The sequence below is a fragment of the Massilia agilis genome (assembly GCF_024756255.1).
Classification (GTDB): domain Bacteria; phylum Pseudomonadota; class Gammaproteobacteria; order Burkholderiales; family Burkholderiaceae_D; genus Telluria; species Telluria agilis.
Genome location: NZ_JANUHB010000002.1, coordinates 1,414,184 through 1,434,897 on the forward strand (window position 1 = coordinate 1,414,184; position 20,714 = coordinate 1,434,897).

Annotated in this window: 8 protein-coding genes and 1 riboswitch; of the genes, 3 read left to right on the forward strand and 5 right to left on the reverse strand. The window is 68.3% G+C overall.

The window, feature by feature from the left end; all coding sequences use genetic code 11:
- Positions 1 to 163 precede the first annotated feature (163 nt).
- On the forward strand, positions 164 to 2,995 hold the full coding sequence (locus tag NX774_RS13565) for a TonB-dependent receptor domain-containing protein (protein WP_258822702.1): 2,832 nt from the start codon (positions 164 to 166) through the stop codon (positions 2,993 to 2,995).
- A gap of 134 nt (positions 2,996 to 3,129) precedes the next feature.
- On the opposite strand, the gene NX774_RS13570 is transcribed toward NX774_RS13565, so the two are convergent.
- The 4 genes from NX774_RS13570 to NX774_RS13585 all read right to left on the reverse strand — a co-directional run bounded on the left by NX774_RS13570 (position 3,130) and on the right by NX774_RS13585 (position 13,610).
- A complete protein-coding gene (locus NX774_RS13570; protein ID WP_258822703.1) occupies positions 3,130 to 4,416 on the reverse strand; it encodes an aspartyl/asparaginyl beta-hydroxylase domain-containing protein in 1,287 nt (428 codons plus the stop codon).
- A 68-nt stretch (positions 4,417 to 4,484) separates the two neighbouring features.
- The gene (aroG, locus tag NX774_RS13575; RefSeq protein ID WP_258822704.1) at positions 4,485 to 5,546 is read right to left on the reverse strand and encodes a 3-deoxy-7-phosphoheptulonate synthase AroG; all 1,062 of its coding nucleotides are present in this window, start codon (positions 5,544 to 5,546) and stop codon (positions 4,485 to 4,487) included.
- Positions 5,547 to 5,787: 241 nt separating this feature from the next.
- Entirely contained in the window at positions 5,788 to 7,893 is a 2,106-nt protein-coding gene (pbpC, locus tag NX774_RS13580) for a penicillin-binding protein 1C (protein ID WP_258822705.1), read from the reverse strand.
- The gene (locus tag NX774_RS13585) at positions 7,893 to 13,610 is read right to left on the reverse strand and encodes an alpha-2-macroglobulin family protein (RefSeq protein ID WP_258822706.1); all 5,718 of its coding nucleotides are present in this window, start codon (positions 13,608 to 13,610) and stop codon (positions 7,893 to 7,895) included. The genes pbpC and NX774_RS13585 overlap by 1 nt, the downstream gene beginning before the upstream one ends.
- 369 nt (positions 13,611 to 13,979) lie before the next feature.
- Between NX774_RS13585 and NX774_RS13590 the strand changes: the two genes are divergently transcribed.
- Positions 13,980 to 16,880 carry a TonB-dependent receptor gene (locus tag NX774_RS13590; protein WP_258822707.1) on the forward strand — a complete coding sequence of 967 codons (2,901 nt, stop codon included), beginning with the start codon at positions 13,980 to 13,982 and terminating at the stop codon, positions 16,878 to 16,880.
- 212 nt (positions 16,881 to 17,092) lie between these two features.
- Here NX774_RS13590 and tldD read toward each other — a convergent pair whose 3' ends face one another.
- Entirely contained in the window at positions 17,093 to 18,553 is a 1,461-nt protein-coding gene (gene tldD / locus NX774_RS13595) for a metalloprotease TldD (protein WP_258822708.1), read from the reverse strand.
- A 244-nt stretch (positions 18,554 to 18,797) separates the two neighbouring features.
- Positions 18,798 to 18,874: riboswitch (cyclic di-GMP riboswitch) on the forward strand.
- Between the two features lie 40 nt (positions 18,875 to 18,914).
- On the opposite strand from tldD, the gene NX774_RS13600 reads away from it, so the two are divergent.
- Complete coding sequence (locus tag NX774_RS13600) at positions 18,915 to 20,576, forward strand: VCBS domain-containing protein (protein ID WP_258822709.1); 1,662 nt, start codon at positions 18,915 to 18,917, stop codon at positions 20,574 to 20,576.
- Positions 20,577 to 20,714: the final 138 nt, after the last annotated feature.

Sequence of the window (20,714 nt, forward strand, 5' to 3'; positions counted from 1 at the left end):
GGCTGTAAATAAAAATGCCGCCCGGGTAACCCATCACGGGCGGTCCTCATAACGAATGCCACCGTTGGCCCCGAGCCGACCGGATGGCACTAACCGGGAACGCAAAATCATGATGGTTGAAACAGTTCTAGCACGTTCAGTTCGATTGATGTTCGCAGGAGGCATGGCCGTGGCCGCTTCGGCTGCGCTGGCGCAGGATGCCGCACAGGCACCGATGCAGCGCATTGAAGTGACCGGCTCGCGCATCCCGACCCTGAACACCGAAGGGGCAAGCCCGATCACCACCCTCAGCGCCAAGGACATCAAGATCGACGGTCCGAAGAACACCGAGGACCTGATGAACAACCTGCCGCAGGTGTTCGCTTCGCAAGGCGCGGCGATCTCGAACGGCGCCACCGGTACCGCGACCGTGGACCTGCGCGGCATGGGCGCCGGCCGCACCCTGGTGCTGGTCAACGGCAAACGCCTGCCGTCGGGCAGCGCACTGACGACCGCAGCCGACCTGAACGAAATCCCGTCGCAGCTGATCCAGCGCGTCGAGGTGCTGACCGGCGGCGCCGGCGCCGTGTACGGCTCGGGCGCAGTGGCTGGCGTGGTCAACTTCATCATGAAGGACAGCTTCGAAGGCGTGGAATTCCAGGCCAACGTGTCCGGTTCCAACCACCAGCAGCACAGCGACGAAGTGCAGGCAGTGGTCAACAAGAAGGGCTTCCCGCTGCCGGGCAACAAGAGCTTCGACGGCAAGAAGTACGACTTCAGCCTGCTGGCTGGCAGCAACTTTGCCGACAACAAGGGTAACGCCACCTTCTTCGTGTCGCACAAGCACGCCGACGCGCTGCTGCAATCGGAACGCGACTACTCGGCCTGCTCGCTGGGCGCATCCGACCCGGGCTTTGCCTGCTCCGGCTCGGGCACTTCGATCGCCCGCATCAACAGCTGGACCCCGGACGCCAACGGCAACCCGCGCAAGTACGTGTCGGCCACCGACGCCTACAACTTCGGCCCGCTGAACTTCTTCCAGCGTCCGTCGGACCAGTACAACATCAACTCGACGCTGCATTACGACATCAACGAGAACGCGCGCCTGTACAGCGACTTCAACGTCCACCTGTACACCACCGACGCGCAGATCGCGCCGGGCGGCATCTTCTACGGCCAGCAAGCGACCCTGTCGTACGAAAACCCGCTGCTCAACAGCGCATGGCGCACCGCGCTGGGCCTGAACAAGCCGGGCGACACCGCGACCGTCACCGTCGGCAAGCGCAACGTCGAAGGCGGCCCGCGCAACAGCCACATCAGCGACATGTCGTTCCGTGAAGTGCTGGGCGTGAAAGGCACCATCGGCGGCGGCTGGACCTACGACCTGTTCGGCCAGTTCGCACGCGTGAACCACGACGACCACGCCACCGGTTACTTCTCGAGCCGCCTGATCACCAAGGCGCTGGACGTGGTGGCCGATCCGAAGACCGGCAAGCCGGTCTGCCGCTCGGTGGTGGACGGCACCGACCCGTCCTGCGTGCCGTACAACCTGTACACCAAAGGCGGCATCACCAAGGAAGCGCTGGACTACCTGCAGGCCGCCGGCACCAACTCCGGCTACACCCAGCAGAGCGTGTTCGGCATCAACCTGGGCAACGACCTGGGCGCCTACGGCATCAAGCTGCCGACCGCCGAGAACGGCGTGGGCGTGTCGGTGGGCTACGAGCAGCGTGTCGAGAAGCTGGTCCTGACCCCGGACTTCGAGAACCAGACCGGCGACCTGTCCGGCTCGGGCGGCCCGACCGTCCCGGTGGCCGGCTCGTACAACGTCAAGGAAACCTACGGCGAGATCAAGGTGCCGCTGCTGGATAACGCCGCGTTCTCCAAGCACCTGGACCTGTCGGCCTCGTACCGCCGCTCGAACTACAGCACCGGCTCGAACACCAACACCTACGGCGTTGGCATCGACTGGCAGCCGGTCGAGATGGCGCGCGTGCGCGGTTCGGTGCAGCGCGCTGCCCGTGCCCCGAACATCTTCGAGCTGTACACCCCGCAATCGGTGCAGCTGGCCGGCCCGACCGACGACCCGTGCGGCGGCGAGAAGCCGAAGGCTACCCAGGCACAGTGCGCCAACACCGGCCTGCCGGCCAGCCTGTACGGCAAGGTCGCTGAAAACTCGACCAACCAGTACAACGGCCGTACCGGCGGCAACCCGAACGTGCAGCCGGAAACCGCCGACACCGTCACCCTCGGCTTCGTGCTCGACCCGATCAAGAACCTGACCATCACGGTGGACGCATTCCGCCTGAAAATCAAGGACGCGATCCAGAGCGTGAACGCACAGTCGGTGTTCCAGCAGTGCTTGACCACTGGCAACCCGCTGTACTGCAAGATGGTGCACCGCGACTCGCTCGGCTCGCTGTGGCTGCTGCAGAGCGGCTACGTGGAAGCCGGCACGACCAACATCGGTTCGCAAGGCACCTCGGGTGTTGACCTGGGCGCCAGCTACCGCACCAAGCTGGCTGGACTGGGCGGCCTGGACTTCACCCTGAACGGTACCTACGTGAAGACCTACACCGTCGAGAACCTGCCGGGCATGGGCGAGTATGACTGCGCCGGCCTGTACGGCCCGACCTGCAACACGCCGACCCCGAAATGGCGCCACAAGTTCCGCACGACCTGGTCGAGCCCGTACAACTTCGACCTGTCGCTCACCTGGCGCTACTTCGACCGCGTGAAGAACGACATGCTGGATGCGAACCCGCTGCTGGCTGGCGAGCTCGACACCAAGCGTGACGCGTACATGGCTTCGCGCAGCTTCATCGACCTGAGCGGCACCTACCGCTTCAACAAGAAGATGGCGCTGTCGGTGGGCGTGAACAACCTGCTGGACAAGGATCCGCCGATCGCATCGTCCAGCTCGGTTGGTTCGAGCTACGGCAACGGCAACACCTATCCGCAGGTGTATGACTCGTATGGCCGCTTCGTCTATGCGAACCTGACCTACCGCTTCTGATTTTCCGGGAAGGACCGCCGGCGTACCTGCCGGCGTCAGTTGATCGCCGCCAGTGGCAACGCTGGCGGCGATTTTTTATTTGAGCGTGCAAAAAAACGCCGCCGGGCGCGCGGCGGCGTTGTAGAGGCGGGATGTCAGAGGCCGAAGCCGCCCGTGGTCTGGGTAAAGGCCTGGATGCCGCGCGACATGGCGGTGACCATGCGGCGCTCGGCCTCGGTCAGGTGCGGGTGCCAGATGTCGAACATCAGGATCACGCGCAGCTGGTCGCTGTCGTTCCAGGCTTCGTGATCGATGGTGTCATCGAACACCCATGCCTTGCCGGGCACCCACTCGCGCACGTCGTTGCCGACCCGGAAGCCACAGCCCGGCGGAATGATCAGCGGCAGATGGGTCACCAGGCGCACGTTGCTCACGCCGCAGTGGGGCGGGATGCGCGTCCTCGGCTTGAGCGCCGAGAACATCGCCACCGGCGTGCGGCCCGGCTGGTCCGGTTGCGGCGCACCCGCGAGCGCGGCCATCGTGACCGGGCAGCGCGCGGCGTTGGCCTCGTTGGGCCGGCCGGCCTCGATCAGGTGGAAGGCGCTCCAGCGCAGCGACTTGTTCAGCTCCACCCACTGGTTCAGCGGCTGGTCCTCGTTGTAGTTCAGGTAGGGCGTGAAGCCATTGTCTTCGGCCAGCACGGCCAGGAATTCCTCGCGGATGGCGTCGGTTTGCGCCTCGATCGCGTCCAGCCACGGAAAGGAGGCGCGGTCGAAGAAGGTGATCGGCGCCAGGCCATGGAAGTGGAACAGCGCCGACTGCGAATCGAAGCGGCGCTTGCGGCCGGTCATGATGTCGAGCGACTCGCGAAAGCGCGACAGATTTTCGCCCTGCAGTTCGGACTGGGCCGGGGCCAGGTAGTCGTCCAGGAATGCGGCGTAGTCGCGCTGGTACTGCTCCTGGTAGGCCATGGCGTCCTGCACGGCGGGGCGCAGCTCGGGGGTCAGGCGTTCGAGCGGCGGGGCCACCGTGGCCACCGCGCCGTAGGCCGCCGCAGCCTCGTGGCGCCGGCCCTGGCGCTGGTACAGGTTGGCGCGCAGGATCAGTCCGACCAGGTCGGCCGGGTCCACCATCAGCGCGCCGCGGATCGCCTCTTCCTCGCCTGCCTCGTCCTGCTGGGCCAGGCAGACCACGGCCAGGTTGATCCACTGCTGCTTGTCGCGGCCGTCCACCTTGACCAGGTGCGACAGCAGCTGGCGTGCACGCGCCAGGTCGCCCGCGCGAAACGCGCGCTGCCCCAACGCCAGCAGCGCGCGCGGGTGGTCGGGCGCGACCTCGAGCAGCCGTTCCCACAACTGCGCCACGCGCCGCTCGTCGCCGCGCTGCACCGCTTTGAGCACTTCCGCTTCAAGTGCCGCCGTCTGTTGCCTGCTGTCTTGCACCGGGATCCCTTTCGTATGCGTGATACATACGATTTTGATCCCGGTAAATACTAATTAGCAAGAAGTATTTACGACTCGTCCTTCAGGCGCCGCTGGCGCACCGCCGCCGCCAGTCCTTCCAGCACCTGCACGCTGGTGTCCCAGTCGATGCAGCCGTCCGTGATCGACTGGCCGTAGGTCAGTTCCTTGCCCGGCACCAGGTCCTGGCGCCCGGCCACCAGGTGCGACTCGATCATCACGCCGACGATGCGCTCGTCGCCGCCGGCGATCTGGCGCCCGATGTCGGCGCACACCGGCACCTGGTTCTCCGGCTTCTTGCTGCTGTTGGCGTGCGAGGCGTCGATCATCAGGCGCGAGGCCAGGCCGAGCGCGGCGATCTGCTGGCAGGCCGCCTCGACGCTGGCAGCGTCGTAGTTGGGCGCCTTGCCGCCGCGCAGGATGATGTGGCAGTCTTCGTTGCCCGAGGTCGACACGATCGCCGAGTGGCCGCCCTTGGTCACCGACAGGAAGTGGTGCGGCTGCGAGGCGGCCTTGATCGCTTCCACCGCGATCTTGATGTTGCCGTCGGTGCCGTTCTTGAAGCCGACCGGGCACGACAGGCCGGAAGCGAGCTCGCGGTGCACCTGCGACTCGGTGGTGCGGGCACCGATGGCGCCCCAGCTGACCAGGTCGGCGATGTACTGCGGGCTGATCACGTCGAGGAACTCGGTGCCGGCCGGCAGGCCCATCTCGTTGATGTCGCGCAGCAGCTCGCGCGCCATGCGCAGGCCGTCGTTGATGCGGAAGCTGTTGTCCATGTACGGGTCATTGATCAGGCCCTTCCAGCCGACCGTGGTGCGCGGCTTTTCGAAATACACGCGCATCACGATCTCCAGCTCGCCGATGAAGCGGCGGCGCTGCTCGGCCAGGCGGCTGGCGTAGTCGAGCGCGGCCTTCGGGTCGTGGATCGAGCACGGGCCGATCACCACCAGCAGGCGGTCGTCCTGGCCGTGCAGGATGCGATGCAGCGCCGTGCGCGCCCCCGCCGCGGTGTGCTCCGCCGCCGGGGTTACCGGAAACTCGCGTATCAAGTGCGAGGGCGGCGTCAGTTCCTTCATTTCGCGGATGCGTAAGTCGTCGGTGCGGGGCATTGCGGTTTCTCCGTTTTGAACTCTGAAAATAAAAAAACCGCCATCGCTGGCGGTTTCTGGAATCTTGCGTCGGACTTGTTCGTGCTGCTGAGCGTGAACCTGCCGTTACTCCACCGCCGGTCGGCTGGAATGGCTAAAGTAAAAATAGCAGGTAAAGACGTAAAAGCGCATTGGAAAGTCCTGGTAGTTCAAACGACTATACCCCCAAGTTGCGCAGCTTGGCAAGCCCCGTCGCGCCAACTCATGGTCCGCCGCCCCTGGCCTGCCCGCGCACCTCGAAGCGGACGGCCGCGCGCGAGCGGCCCTGCTCGTCCACCAGTTCGAGCAGGTGCTCGCCCAAACGCGGCTGCCATGCGAGCTGGCGCCCGGCCGGGCCCAGCGTTTCGCCGTCGAGCCGGAACGATAATCCCTGCCCCGCCTGCGCCTGCAGCATCACGCGCTCGCTCGCGGCCGGAATGTCGGGATCGGCCGCCAGGATACTGCCGTCCACCGGGTACACGATCGCGGCGCTGCGCTCGGCTGGCGCGACCAGTTCGACCAGCGCCGTGTCGGTACCCGCCATGAACCATTCCGGGCGCGGCGGCTCGACCGCGGGGCGGAACGCCACATCGCGCCGCACCAGGCCGGGCGGCGGCGCGGGCATGCGCGAAGGGCGGTCGCGGTGCAGGTAGTCCATCACGTCGCGCCAGACCGGCGCCGCGCCCGACACGCCGGACACGTCCCACATCGCATTGCCGTCGAAATTGCCGACCCAGACGCCGACCGTGTAGCGGTCCGAGTAGCCGACGCACCAGTTATCGCGCATGTCCTTGCTGGTGCCGGTCTTGACCGCGCTCCAGAAGCCGGTGGCCAGTTCGTTGGACAGGCCGAAGGTCATGCTGCGCGCGGCGCGGTCGGCCAGGATGTCGCCGACGATGTAGCTGGCGCGCGCGTCGAGCACGCGCTGCGCCGGCGCGGGGGCGCGCGGCAGCAGGGTCACCGCGCTGTGCATGCCGCCGTTGGCCAGCGTGCGGTAGGCGTTGGCCAGCGCCAGCAGGCTGACGTCGCCCGAGCCCAGCGCCAGCGAGTAGCCGTACCAAGCGCTGTCCTCGCGCAGGCTGTCCATGCCAAGCAGGCGCAGGCGTTCGTAAAAGCGGTCCAGCCCCGCCAGCATCAGGGTGCGCACCGCCGGCACGTTGAGCGAACTGGCCAGGCTGGTGCGCACGCTCGCATAGCCCTTGAACTGGCGGTCATAGTTCTGCGGGATGTACAGGCCGCCGGCGGTGGCCACGTCCAGCGGGCTGTCGTCCAGCAGCGAGGCGGCCGTCAGCAGCTGGCGCTCGAGGGCCAGCTCGTACAGGAAGGGCTTGAGCGTGGAGCCGGCCTGGCGCGGCGCGGTCACCCCGTCCACCTCGCTGTCGCCGGCATTGGCCACCCAGGCCAGGATCTCGCCGCTGGCGTTGTCGATCACCACGGCGGCGCCCTGGTTGACGTTGCGTCCGGCCAGCGCGGCCAGGTGGCGGCGCAGCGCATCGCGCGCAAATTGCTGCAGGCCGGCGTCGAGCGTGCTGCGCACCGGACCGGGCGCCGCGCCACCGCCGAGCGCCGCACGCAGCGTCTGGCCGCCCGGGCGTTCCTGTGCCTGGCGGCCCAGCGCCACCTCCGTTTGCCATGCGATGGACGCGCAGTCGTCGTCGGCGTGCAGCTCCCGCGCCAGCAGGCAGGCACGCCGTGCCACCGCGCGCACCTGGGCGGCGGGCGCGCGCAGCAGGCTGGCCAGGATCGCCGCCTCGCCGCGCGTCAGGCCCGACGGCGCCTTGCCGAACAAGCCCTGCGACGCGGCCCCGATGCCCTGCAGCTCGCCGCGCCAGTGGACCAGGTTCAGGTAGGCCTCCAGGATCTGCTGCTTGGTCCAGCTGGCCTCGATCTCGCGCGCGGCCAGCGCCTGGTCCCATTTCTGGGTCCACGACCGCCCGCCGGCGCCGGCCCGCAGCCGCGGGTCGAGCAAGGCGGCCAGCTGCATGGTGATGGTCGAGGCGCCGCGCGGATGCGCGTGGAACAGGTTGTCCCATGCGGCCTGCCCGGCCGCCAGCAGGTCCACGCCGCCGTGCTCCATGAAACGCTGGTCCTCGGCCTGCAGCACCGCCATGCCCAGCGCCGGCGAGATGTCGGCCAGCGCCACCCACGCGCCGCGGCGCACGCGCAGCTCGACGCGCACCGCTTCGACCGGCTTGCCGTGGCGGTCGAGCAGCTGCGCATCCGAACTGCGCCAGGCCGCCCTGACCTCGGCCGGCGACGGCACGGCGGCCGGCGCCGCGCGCGCGGCCAGCAGCGCAACGAAGAGGATGGCGGGCAGCAGCCGTTTCATCAGCGGCCGACCGTGACCGCCGCGTTGGGCAGCTCGCCGAACATCTCGGGACTGTACATGGCCTCGACCCGCGTCGGCGGCAGGTTGAAGCGCCCTTCGTTATTGAGCCTGACGGTGTACTCCACGCTCCATTTGCCCTTGGGGACGAACTCGAAATAGGCGCGGTAGGCGTCCGCGCGGCGCTCCACAAACGCCGGCAGCACCCAGCCGCGCTGGCGCTCGCCCGACGCCGCGATCTGCGAGTCGCGCGCCAGCCCCGAGCCGAGGATGGTCGCACTCGCGGGCACCGGGTCGTCCACCACCACCCAGGTCATGTCCGACTGCGCGTCGATGTCCAGGTGCACGCGGTAGACGTCGCCGCGCTTCCACGCGCCCTTGGCCTGCTGCTCCACCGGCGTGATGGTGCGGGTGATGCGGTAGCCGGTGGACAGCGGCGCGGCCAGCGGCACCGCCGCCAGGCTTTGCACCGTGGCCCACGGTTTGCCCTTGCCGTCATGGCGCAGGGTCAGCTCGCCGTCGCGCTCGGGCCAGGCCTGCAGCACGCGCGCCGGCACCGCGCCGCTCCATTTGGCGGGGCTGGACCAGCCGCCGGCCAGGGTGGCGCTGCTGGTGCCGGTGACCGGCTCGGCCTCGAACCGGTTCGAGAATTTTTCCATCGCCAGCACGCCCCAGGCGTTGGCCAGCGTTGTCTGCCAGTGGCCGCGGCGCTGGCGCCCCAGCGTGCCGCGCGCGAGGCGCCCCATGTCGGCTTGCCAGCGCGGGTTGTCCAGCATCGCCAGCAGCAGGCGGTTGGCGTTCAGGTCCGGGGAAGCCATCAGCCACCACCAGTCGTCGTTGCGCTCGGTCGAAAAGCCCATCGTGGTGCCCTGCAGGTTCAGGCGCGCGCGCAGGATGTTCTCGGCCTGCGCCATCAATGCGTCCCGGTTCGCGATGCGCCCGGTGCGGCGCAGGACCAGGTACCAGTCGATCACCGCCGAGGTCGGCCACAGGTTGGGCTGCAGGTCGAACGATTCGAGCATGTCGGGCTGCACGCCGCCGTGCCTGGACAATGCCTCAAGCGCGGCCAGCTTGCGCACCGCGAGCTCGCCGGTGGCAAGGCCGGAGCCGCGCACCACCCGGCCCTGCACGAAGCCGCGCAGGCCTTCCTGCATGCGCTGCGCCACCTCCGCGGGAATCGCGTATCCCGCCTCGTCGGACAGCGCCAGCAGGTAGGCCGTCAGGCTGTCGCTGCCGTATTCCATGGGCGCGAAGAACTTGGCCAGGCCGTCCGCATCGAGCAGCGCCGGCAGCGAGGCCACCACTTCCTTCCAGCGCGCCGCATCGCGCAGCGCCACCGCCTGCGAGGCGCGCTGTTCGAGACAGGTGTAGGGATAGGCCGCCATGAAGTCGCGCACCCCGGGCATCGCACCGGCCAGCCTGGGGCTGAAGGTGGTCTGCACGCCGCCATGTCCCGGCAGCGCGCCGGCCGGCCGCGCCACCTTGATCGTGGCCGGGCCGTCCAGCCGCACCAGCGTGGCCTGCAGCGTGCGCACCGGCACCGCGGCCTGGACGGTCTGGGCGATGCGCAGCCTGTCTTGTGCGCCGGGCGCGCTGGCCTGAACCTCCCACTGCAGCGCGGCGGCCTGCGGCACCGCGTAGTCCCAGCCGATCTCCTGCGCCTGGCCGGGGGCGAGCTGCACGTCCTGTGGCGGCAGCGCTTGCGCGCTCGCGCGGTCGGCCGCCACCTTCGCCTGCAGCCGCACGCTCATCGGCGCGGCGGAGGTGTTACGCACGGTGAAGCCGGCGCGCAGGCGGTCGCCTTCGCGCACCAGGTTGGGCAGGCCGGACAGCAGCATCAGGTCCTGGGTGCTGCGCACCACGGTGTGCCCGGTGCCGAACAGGCCGGCGCCGGCGCTGGCGATGGCCACGATCCGGAAACTGGTCAGCGAGTCGTTGAGCGGGACCTCGACCTGCGCGCTGCCGTCGGCATCCAGCGCCACCTTGCCGCGCCACAGCAGCAGCGTCTCGAACAGTTCGCGCGCCTGGCCGCGCCCGCCGCCGCCGCCGTGGGCGACGGCCTTGCGGCCGAAGTGGCGCTTGCCGACCACCTGCATCTGCGCGGTCGCGGTGCGCACCTGCAGGCCGCGCTGGGCCATCATCGTCTCGAGCAGGTTCCAGCTGTCGTTGGGCATGAGCTCGAGCAGGCCCTCGTCGACCGCCGCCAGCGCAACCTCGGCGCCGGCCGGCAGCGCGCCGCCATCGGCCCGTGCCACCTTGACCCGCACGCTGGCGCGCTCGCGCACCTTGTACACCGGCTTGTCGGCCTCGACCCGCACCGTCAGTTCGTGCGCGGCCCAGCCCACCCGCACCGGCGCGATGCCGAGCTTGTACGCGGGCTTGCCCAGATCGACCAGCGCCGTGGGCGGCACGCTGGCCACGCGCCCGCGCACCAGCATGACCGACACGAACACGTTGGGCGCATAGCTGCCCTTTATAGGAATGGCGACCACGGGGTCGCGCCCGGACACATGCCGCACATAGGTGTCGAGGACGCCCTCGCGCTCCACCGTCACCAGCGCGGTGGCTTCGCGGAAGGGGCTACGCACCTGGAAGCGTGCCTCGGCGCCCGGTTCGTAGCGGTTCTTCTCCGGCAGCAGGTCGGTGCGGTCGTTGTCGGTGACCTGGAACCATGTGTTCTCGCGCCCGGCCACCCACACCTCGTGCGACGTGACGCTGGCTCGCCCGGCCTCGTCCTGGGTGCGGGCGCGCAGGATCAGGTTACCCTCGTCCGGCGCCTTGACCTGGCACAGCAGGAGACCGTGGCTGTCGGTCGCGCCTTCGCAGGCGGGACCCAAGCGCTTGATCTCGGCCGCGTTCTCGTAGGCGTAGAAGCCGCCCACCAGGCGGCGCCGGTGCGAATAGGTGGCGCGCTTGAAAAAGTCGACGGCGACCTGTGCGCCCGGCACCGGGCGTCCGGCCACGTCGAGCACGGCCACCTGGAAGCGCAGCGCGTCGCGCGAGAGCATCCAGCCATCCGGCTTGATGCCCACCACATAGCGCGACGGCCACAGCGGCACGCGGGTTGATACCGTCTGGGTCACGCCGTTGGCGTCCTGGTAGGACAGTTCGGCCAGCAGCGCCTTGGGCTCGTCGCTGCGCGCGAGCCGGTCCACCACGACGTGCGCGCCGCCCGCTCGATCGAGCACCAGTGGCCGCGTTTGCGCGGCGCCCCTGCCCGCCCCTTCCTGTTCCTCGCCGCTCCACTCGCCTTCGTCATCGTCGAAGGAAGCGCCCTGCTTGACCATGCCCTCCTTGACGTCACCGGCGGCAAACCGGAAGTCTCCGTAGTCATCGAAACTCACGTTGCGGTCCTCGACCACGGTGCGCAGCGTGGCGGGCGCGCCGCCGGCCGGGCCGCCGGCCAGGTAGCTGACCTGGGCGTTCAGCTCAACGCGCTCGGCCGCCACCGCAGGCTCCTTCGGCCCCTCCAGCACGGCGCGCATGGTCGGCACGCGGAACTGCTCCACACGGAAACTGCCCGATGACTGGCCCGCGATCATCACCTCGTACACGCCCAGTTTGGCCTCGGCCGGGATCTTCCACTCGCCCTGGGCATTGCCGTTTGCGTCCCACACGATTGGCAGCGTCACCTTGGTGTCGCTGCCCTGGTGCACCAGCATCACCTGGCGCGGCAGCGCGCTCGGCTCGGCTATCTGCTGGCCGGTGCGCCAGTCGGTGCGCGGGCGCGGCGGCGCGTCGCCGGCCCCGACCAGCGCAAAGCCCTCGCCGGTGCGGCGGCGCAGGAAGTGCTTCATGTGCAGCGTTTCGCCGGCACGCAGCAGCGAGCGGTCGAACACGGTGGCGATGCTGCGCGAGTCGTCCAGCAAGTCGCCCTCGGGCAGGTGGAAGCGCCAGGTTTCGATCCCGCGGTTCCAGTCCGACAGCGTGAAGGTGAAATCGTCGCCCTTGCGCGCGCTGACGAAATACGCGCGGTTGCCCTTGCAGGCCGACTCCGGCAGCTCGGCGCCGATGCGCGCCAGGCCCTGCGCGTCGGTCGTGCCGCTCCACAGCAGCTTGGCGGCGCAGTCGCGCACCTCGACCTGCGCACCCGCCACCGGCAGGCCCTTGTCGAGCGAGGTCACCCACACCAGCGACGACTGCGCGCCGTGCTTGAAGTGGGCGGCCAGGTTGGTGACCAGCGCGGCGCTGTGCACATAGGCAGTCTTGCCGTGGGCGTTGAGGGCCGCGCCCAGCCGCGGGCTGGCCAGTTCGACCACGTAGAAGCCGGGCCGGCGCAGCGGGATACCGATCACCTCGAATGCGCGGCGGCCATTGGGCTTGGGCAGCGTGAACTTGCGCGCCCCGGGCTCGTCCGCCAGCAGCGATCGCTCCAGTTCGTCCGCGTACTGGAAGCCGAAGCTCCAGTCGTCGCTGCGCCCACCCGCGAGTTTCTTCAGCCAGCCGATGACCTCGTTTTCCTGCCCCGCGCCCATGCGCACGCTGGCGCCGCCGCCCTGCAGCCGGCCGGCCAGCGCCGGTTCGACATTGCGCACGGTGACCGGCAGCATGCGGTCGCCACGCGCTTCGACGATGCCGAACGGCGCGGCAAACTTGACCAGCGGCGGCTGCTCGTCGATCCGCACCGGCATCGGAAAGCGCGTCTGGTTGACCAGCGCGCGGCCGGCGTCGTCCTTCAGGCCGGCGGGCAGGTGCAGGGACAGGTTGGCGCTGGCCGGGAACGGGCCGGGAAAATCGACCGCGCTCACGAATTGCGCCTTGGCGTCCTCGGCGCCGATGCGCGCGCGATAGCGTGTGCCGCCAGGCCCCTGCAGGTAGGCGCCGGCGGCGTCGGACGCGCGCACCGGCGCCGAGAACGCCAGCCGCACCGGCAGGAAGGGAATGCAGCCGCCCTTGGCGCGCACCCGGTCGCAGCTGACCCTGGCGCTGAAATCCGGGCGGGTGCGAAAGGCCAGCTTTTGCTCGCTGTCGGTGGCGATCCCGTTGGCGGCGCGGATGCCCGGGCCCCAGACCAGCGCCACCTCCTTGTCCGCCGGCAGCGCCCGCTGGCATTGCAACACCACCACCGGCAACTGCTCGGCCCGGTGCGAGCGCAAGGGCGTACGGGCGCGCCACACCACGCCCCGGGCCTGGAAATAGATGGTCAGGTAGCGGTCCACGAAGTCGCGCCGCAGCGCGAGGAAACGCTCGCGCTCTGCGCCGCCCAGCACGCGCACCCCGATCCGTTCGTTGATGCCGTCGGCGCGGCACCAGGCATGTTGCTCGATGCTGTCCTGCGCCGGCGCCGCATCGAGCGCGAGCACGAACACCTGGCGCTCGTCAATGCCGAAGGCGCCTTCGCGCGGCAGGCTTTGCACGATGGCCGGTCCGCCGGTATTCAGCGAAAAGACCTGCTCGCCGGCAAGCGCCTGGCCCGCCAGGTCGCGCAGCCCCTCGCGCAGGCGAAAGCGGCACGCCACGGCGCCCGGCAGGTCGCGCTCGAAGTCGTAGCTCCAGGTGCTGCCGTCGATCCAGCGTCCGTGTCCCTGCTCCGGGCACTCGGCCACGAACGGATCGGGTGCGCCCAGCGCGCCGAACGGCACCATCTGGCTGGTGAAGCGGGCGGTCACCTGGCGCACCTGCTTGACCTGTCCCTGCGGGCTGAAGGACGCGACCGCGGGCTCGGCCAGTGCGGCCCGGCACAGGAACATCAGGCATAACGCTTGCAGCAGCCTACGCATTGCTTTCTCCTCGTAACGGCACGGGGCCGGCGTCGGATGAGTGTTGCAAAACTGACTACACCTGTCAACAAGATTGCTCCTCGCGCACGCGGCGATTTCGCGACAGCGGCACACCCGCATTGCCGACGCCGGCACCAGCGTTCCGCGACCGGTTGCGACAAGCCCACAGCGCAGCCTGCTCCCCCGGTCACGCTTGAGAGATATCAGACTGCTCATTGACCCCGATGCAAAAGTCGCAGCAAGCCCCCGACCGGACTGCGCCTTGTCCTTGTGCTGGACAGGGTCGCGGCGCGCACGCATGACACCACCGGCTGGCGCGCGGATGGCGAGCCGGACAGGGATCCAACACCCCACATTTGGAGTCTGGACATGAACGAAACATTGTTATCGCGAACCCTGCGCCGCTTGTTCGCGGGCGGCGGCGTGGCCGGCCTCGCCCTGCTTGCCTTGCCCATGCAAGCCCTGGCACAAGAAACCGCGCCGCGGCCGGCGCCCGCGCCGGCGCCCGAGCAGGCGCAACCGGTCCAGCGGGTCCAGGTGACCGGCTCGCTGATCCGGCGCAGCCAGGCCGAGACCTCGCAGGAAGTGCTGACCGTGAACCGCAACGACATCGAAAAATCCGGCAAGGCGACGGTGGCCGAGCTGCTGCAGAGCCTGGCGGTGGACAACCAGGGCTCGGTGCCGAGCAGCTTCGGCAACGGTTTCGCGCCGGGCGCCTCCGGCATCTCGCTGCGCGGCATGGGCGTGGCCTCGACCCTGGTGCTGGTCAACGGGCGGCGCGTGGCGCCGTACGGGCTGTCGGACGACGGCCAGAAGCAGTTCACCGACCTGAACATCATCCCGGCCGACGCGGTGGACCGCATCGAGATCCTGCTCGAGGGCGCGTCCTCCACCTACGGCTCGGACGCGATCGCCGGCGTGGTCAACGTCATCCTGCGCAACTCGTTCACCGGCCACACCGTGCGCGCCTCGGACGGCATCACCGACTACTGGGACGGCGAGCAGACCACGGCCGCGTACACGATGGGCTTTGGCGACCTGGACGAGAACAAGTGGAATGCGTTGCTGTCGCTGGAATACAAAAAGCTGGACAACATCCAGTGCAGCGACCGCACCGACCGCGACTGGACCTGCCGGCTCGACCTGCGCCGCTGGAATTTCTCGGCCCAGCAGGCGCTGGGCGGCACCGGCGCCATCACCGGGCCCAACGCCGCCGGCAGCGCCATCAACGGCAACGTGCGCAACCCGGCCACGCTCGACTACTTCAACCGCGGCAACCTGTCGCCGGCCACCGGTTTCACCCGCTTCTTCCCGGGCGCCAATTGCGCGAACTTCACCGACCACCCGCAGGACGACCCGGGCGGCGGCTGCCTGATCGACGCGCCGCTGCGCTACTCGCAGGTGCTGCCAGTCCAGGAGAGCATCAGCGTGTACGGGCGCGGCACATGGCAGTTCCATCCCAAGCACCAGGCGTTCACGGAGTTGATCTACTACACCAACGCGACCGACACCTCGACTACGCCGTCCACGGTGTCGGCCAGCGAAGGCTCGCCCGCCGGCGCGGTCAGCAACGCCGGCGTGGCGCTGGGCGCCAACCATCCGGACAATCCCTACTTCGGCTCGCCGGCACGGCTGCGCTACCTGGCGGGCGACGTCGGTTCGCGCCGGACCAACATCGATTCCAACTTCATCCGTTTCATGGCCGGGCTGAAGGGCTCGCTGTACGGCTGGGACTACGACAGCGCGATCGTGTACTCGCACAACAACGTATGGCAGCACTTGAACGGCTACCTGCAGCGCGACGTGGCCTTTGCCCTGCTCAACCCGACGGCCGCGAACGTGGCCGCGGCAATGGGCAACCCCGCCTACGCGGCGCTGCCGCCGGGCACCTTCTGGCGCATCGCCGAAAACGCCGGCCTGAACTCGCCGGCGCTGTACCAGGCGCTCTCGCCCACCATCCACAGCCGCGCGAGCACCGAGCTGGCGCTGGTCGACTTCAAGGCTACGCGCGACTTCGCCGGCATCCTGCCGTGGGGCGCGCTGGGCGCGGCGGTGGGCGGTGAGTTTCGCCATGAAATGAGCGAGCTGAACCCGGTCACCGGTACCGAGCGCGGCAACATCATCGGGCTGGGCTTCTCCGGCTACAAGGGCTCGCACAACGTGTCCGCGCTGTATGCCGAGGGACTGGCGCCGCTGCCGTACAAGGTCGAGCTGTCGGCGGCAATGCGCTGGGACCGCTACACCGACGTGGGCAGTTCCTGGACCCCGAAGGCCGGCATCAAGTGGACGCCGCTGCGCGAACTGGCGGTGCGCGGCACTTACGCGCGCGGCTTCCGCGCGCCGGGCCCGGCGGAAAACGGCGTCGGGGGCCTGGCCGCGTTCGCCACCGCGGACGACCCGGTGCGCTGCGCGCTCGGGGTGGAGGCGGCCTGCAACCCGGCGCCGGTCGCGCTGATCACGCGCGGCAATCCGAACCTGGCGCCGGAACACTCGAGCAGCTGGGACATCGGCGCGATCTGGGACCCGCTGCCGCGCACCAGCGTGTCGGTGGACCTGTGGCGCATCAAGCGGCGCGACGAGATCAACCAGGTGCAGGTGACCGATGCGATCGCGTCCGGTTCGGTGCTGCGCGACCCGAGCACCGCCGACCCCACGGTGCCGGGCGACCCGGGCGCGATCAGCGTGGTGGAAGGCACCTTCATCAACTCGTCGCAGTCGGTGGTCAAGGGCATCGACCTGGATGCGCGCTACGGCTTTCCCCTGCCGCAGGGCTACGGCAACGTGTCGATCGACGGCAAGCTGACCCACCTGTACCGCTGGGAGCGCACCGAACGCGACGGCACGCGGCGCGATTTCGCCGGCACGCACGGCAACTGCGACGTGACCAACTGCGCCGGCACCCCGCGCAACCGGGCCAACGTGCACCTGAACTGGGAGCGCGACAAGTGGCGCGTGACGATGACGATCAACTACCGCAGCCACTTCAAGAACGTGCTGTTCCAGGGTGACCCGGCCGGCTGCGCCAGCACCTTTGCCGACGGCGTCACGGGGGCGCCGAGCGACTGCGAGATCGCCTCGTTCACCACCTTCGACCTGACCGCGCGCTGGAAGCCGGCGCCGAAATGGGAGGTGTTCGGCTCGATCCAGAACCTGTTCGACAAGCTGCCTCCGCTGGACCCGCTGACCTACGGCGCGCAGTCGTACAACCCGCTGGACTTCGAGGGCGCGCGCGGGCGCATGCTGACGCTGGGGGCGCGCTACACGTTCTGACGATCGGGCAAGAACGAAACGCGCGGCCGCGCAAAAGCTGGTTGAACGCGTGGGCAGAATCTGCCCACCCTACGCAACTGAGCGGCTCACGTAGGGTGGGCAGGTTTCCTGCCCACGCGTTCAACCACCGCCTGCACAACCACTCGGGCATCCATTGATGGCGAAAAAAAACCCGGCAACGCCGGGTTTGATGTGCCGCGGACGACCGGGCGTTACGCCGTACCGCCCACCGTCACGTCTTCGATGCGCAGGGTCGGCTGGCCCACGCCGACCGGCACGCTCTGGCCTTCCTTGCCGCACACGCCCACGCCCGAATCGAGGCGCATGTCGTTGCCGATCATGGACACGCGATTGAGCACGTCCGGGCCGTTGCCGATCAGGGTTGCGCCCTTGACCGGATAGGTCACCTTGCCGTTCTCGATCATGTAGGCCTCGCTGGCCGAGAACACGAACTTGCCGTTGGTGATGTCCACCTGGCCGCCGCCGAAGTTCACCGCAAACAAACCGTTCTTGACCGACTCGATGATCTCGCGCGGGTCCTTGTCGCCGGCCAGCATGTAGGTGTTGGTCATGCGCGGCATCGGCAGGTGCGCGAACGACTCGCGGCGCGCATTGCCGGTGACCGGCATCTTCATCAGGCGCGCGTTCATCGTGTCCTGGATGTAGCCCTTCAGGATGCCGTCCTCGATCAGCGTGGTGCACTGGGTCGGGTTGCCCTCGTCGTCCATGTTGAGCGAGCCGCGGCGGTCCTTGAGCGTGCCGTCATCGACCACGGTCACGCCCGGCGCCGCCACGCGCTCGCCGATGCGGCCCGAGAACGCGGACGAGCCCTTGCGGTTGAAATCGCCCTCCAGGCCGTGGCCGATCGCCTCGTGCAGCAGCACGCCGGGCCAGCCCGGCCCCAGTACGATGGTCATCGGGCCGGCCGGGGCCGGACGCGCCTCGAGGTTGACGCAGGCCGACTTGACCGCCTCGGTCGCGTAGCGCTCCAGCACCTCATCGGTGAAGTAGCTGTAGTCGTAACGCCCGCCGCCGCCGGACGAGCCCATCTCGCGCCGCCCGTTCTGCTCGGCGATGACGGTCACCGACACGCGCACCAGCGGGCGGATGTCCGCCGCCAGCACGCCGTCGCTGCGCACCACCAGCACCACGTCGTATTCGCCAGCCAGGCCGGCCATCACCTGCACCACGCGCGGATCCTTGGCGCGGGCGATCTTTTCCACACGCTCGAGCAGGCTGACCTTGGCCGCCGCATCGAGCGAGACGAGCGGGTCGTGCGGCAGGTACAGCGAACGGCCGCCGGTGGGGCGTGCGCTGGTGGCTACCTTGATGCGGCCAGTGCCGGCGCGCGCGATGGTACGGGTGGCCGCAGCCGCGTCCAGCAGGGCCGCCTCCGAAATGTCGTCCGAATAGGCAAAGGCGGTCTTTTCGCCGGAAATGGCACGCACGCCCACGCCCTGGTCGATCGAAAAGCTGCCGCTCTTGACGATGCCTTCTTCCAGGCTCCAGCCTTCGCTCTTGGTGAACTGAAAATACAGGTCGGCGTAGTCGACCTTGTGGGTGAACATGGTTCCCAGCGTCAGCAGCAGCTTGCCTTCGTCAAGCCCGAAGGGCGACAACAGCACATCACGCGCGACCGACAGCGAGGACAGGTTCGGTTCAAATGGGGTCATCTTTGCTCTTTCTCTTAACGATAGGCGCATTGTGCCATATCCGCCGCAACGCCATCGCCACGCGTCATGGCACGGTGGGATGAAGTCTTCGTTAAATCCTGCGCCCGAAATTGGCCGCGTATTTTGCTTTATTTCACTGTTGAAATGCCCGCGTGAAATGTTGACGCATATTCACCACAAATAGTTTCTTATTAAAAACAAAATAAGTATTTATTCATTGATAAAAATTATTTTCAGAAAGAAAATACTTGCTTGCCACACCTGCAGCGATGCAGGGCCGGAAAGCCAACGGGTCTCCTCGGAGATGGCCGGGTTGCGACCAACCAAGCCGCAACCACGGCGCTCATAAGGAAAACAACCAATGGCAACCCAGACTAGTGTCAAAGTCGCGACCCTCACCGGTGCGGCAAAAGATGACCTGCTGACCAGCGCAGCAACCGGGCTGACGGAAGATAATCTCTCGGCAAAACTGAACGTCCTGGACAATGATCCGGGCGCGGCGAAACTGTATTCGCTGGTTCAGAACGTGTCGTCCTACAGCGCGACCGCGCAATTCCCGGTCGCCACCAGCGCCGTGCTCGCGAGCGGCGCCAGCATCACCATCAATGCCGACGGCACCGTCGGCTACGACGCCAGCGCCCTGCGCGCGTCGCTGCAAAGCTATGCCGAAGGCGAGACCTTCACCGACTCGTTCGTGTACACCGTGCGCATGGCCAACGGCGCGCTGAGCACCGCGACCGTGACCGTGAAGATCGCCGGCGCCAACGACGCGCCCACGCTGGCATCGGTGGCGACTGTCGCGCTGCAGGACAGCGCCGCCGACGACACCCCGGCCGCGATCACCGGCACCCTGGCCGGCCACGACGTTGACCACGGCAGCGTGCTGACCTACAGCCTGGCCGACAGCACCCAGGGCTTTGCCGGCACCTACGGCCAGCTGGTGGTGGACTCCAAGACCGGCGCGTACAGCTTCCTCGCCGACGCCGACCAGATCGACGCGCTGGCCGCTGGCGAAACCGCCAACGCCAGCTTCACCGTGGTCGCCCGCGACGAGCACGGCGCCGCATCGGCCCCGGTGACGCTGTCGTTCAACCTGGTCGGCGCCAACGACACCGCCTCGATCACCGGCAACGGCCTGGGCGCGGTTGGCGAGGACGGCACGCTGTCCGCTGCCGCATCGCTCGCGGTGCACGACCGCGACCACGGCCAGTCGGTGTTCGCCGCAGCGCCCACGCTGACCGGCACCTACGGCGACTTCAGCTTCGACAAGGACACCGGCGCATGGAGCTACCAGCTGCGTAACGGCGACGCCAACGTGCAGGCCCTGAACGGCGGCAAGGTGGTATCGGACGAGATCGTGGTCAGCTCGCTCGACGGCACTGCCAGCGCGACCCTGCATGTGGACGTCACCGGCGCCAACGACGCCGCAACGATCGGCGGCAACGCCACGGGTGCGGTCGGCGAAGACGCGACGCTGGCCGCGCAAGGTGTGCTCACCGTGCAGGACGTGGACGCGGGCGAAGCCGCCTTTGCCGCGCCGGTATCGCTGGCCGGCACCTACGGCGACTTCAGCTTCAACAAGGACACCGGCGAATGGAGCTACCTGCTGCGCAACGGCGACGCCAACGTGCAGGCGCTGAACGCAGGCGACGTGGTGTTCGACAAGCTGCAGGTCAGCTCGCTCGACGGCTCGGCATCGCAAACCATCACCGTGAGCGTGGCGGGCGCGGCCGAAGCGGCACCGGCGCCGGCGCCGAACCCGGTGACCACCTTCACGGTCAACCACGGCCTGTCCGACATCAATGGCCGCATCGTGTTCAACGGCTTTGACGGCAATGATTTGCTGGCCTACTCGAGCAACTATGTCTATCTCGGCCATGGCCTGCTCGACACCAATGGCGACGGCGTGATGGACGCCAGCACGGCCACGTTCGAGTTCAGCAACAATGGCGGCAAGCACTCGGTGGTCGAAGTCGTCCTGGTCGGCTACACGGCGCTGACGGACGCGCAGGTCACGCACTGACGCGCGCTTCATCCAACAAAAAACCCAGGGCGGACCCTGGGTTTTTTTTCGTGCGGTGAGACCGGCAGGCGGCTGTTCGTGCGCCGGTTGAACGCGTGGGCAGAAGATCTGCCCCTACCGAGAGCCCGCGCCCTGTCC

What these genes read in the sequence shown, in the direction of transcription:
- NX774_RS13590 (WP_258822707.1), top strand. Translation starts at nt 13,980, where the DNA reads ATGAACGAAACATTGTTATCGCGAACCCTGCGCCGCTTGTTCGCGGGC.
- NX774_RS13600 (WP_258822709.1), top strand. Translation starts at nt 18,915, where the DNA reads ATGGCAACCCAGACTAGTGTCAAAGTCGCGACCCTCACCGGTGCGGCA.
- tldD (WP_258822708.1), bottom strand. Translation starts at nt 18,553, where the DNA reads ATGACCCCATTTGAACCGAACCTGTCCTCGCTGTCGGTCGCGCGTGAT.
- NX774_RS13585 (WP_258822706.1), bottom strand. Translation starts at nt 13,610, where the DNA reads ATGCGTAGGCTGCTGCAAGCGTTATGCCTGATGTTCCTGTGCCGGGCC.
- NX774_RS13565 (WP_258822702.1), top strand. Translation starts at nt 164, where the DNA reads ATGGCCGTGGCCGCTTCGGCTGCGCTGGCGCAGGATGCCGCACAGGCA.
- aroG (WP_258822704.1), bottom strand. Translation starts at nt 5,546, where the DNA reads ATGCCCCGCACCGACGACTTACGCATCCGCGAAATGAAGGAACTGACG.
- pbpC (WP_258822705.1), bottom strand. Translation starts at nt 7,893, where the DNA reads ATGAAACGGCTGCTGCCCGCCATCCTCTTCGTTGCGCTGCTGGCCGCG.